Raw genomic sequence first — 565 nt, 5'->3', positions numbered from 1 at the left:
CGGGCGTGGCCACAAAGGTAAACTCATAAGGACTTGCCGTGTTGTTGTAATCACTGACGATACCAAATTGGTAGTTCTGCGCTGTTAGCGATATGGTCATGACCATGAATAAGGCTTGTAATATTGTTTTCATTGTTTCTGTGTTAAAGGGGTTATTATTTGTTTCGTTAAGATTCTATTATCTCAATATCAATTTCTGTGTTTTTCGTCTGTTATTGTTCTTTAACTCTACTACATACACGCCATCATTGAATGTGCTTACATCGATGCGCTGTACCATCGTTTGTGTCTGCAGTTCTGTATCCAGTACCATGCGTCCTTGGATGTCATATAGCCTAAAATCTGTAGCCTCAGAAAGCAATCCATTGATCACAATCGTGTCTTCTGTATGATTTGCGTAGATGTTCAGGGTATCCAATTCGTTTTCAACTGTGCTCAACGCATCCTCTTCAAACCTCAGGTAAAAACGTCCCGTACCATCTATGTCCTGATTTGGTGTAATGATATACTCTCCTGTGGTCAACAGGGTTATCGTATTGGTCAAAGTATCTTCCAAGTAAACATT

Annotated in this window: 1 protein-coding gene; it reads right to left on the bottom strand. The window is 39.8% G+C overall.

From position 1 onward, the window contains the following. Positions 1-178: 178 nt before the first annotated feature. A partial coding sequence (locus tag NCE97_RS15930) for a T9SS type A sorting domain-containing protein (protein WP_353780278.1) occupies positions 179-565 on the bottom strand: 387 nt, incomplete at its 5' end.

The sequence above is a fragment of the Winogradskyella sp. 3972H.M.0a.05 genome, assembly GCF_040493455.1.
Lineage (GTDB): Bacteria > Bacteroidota > Bacteroidia > Flavobacteriales > Flavobacteriaceae > Microcosmobacter.
This window is presented reverse-complemented; position numbering and strand designations above follow the sequence as displayed.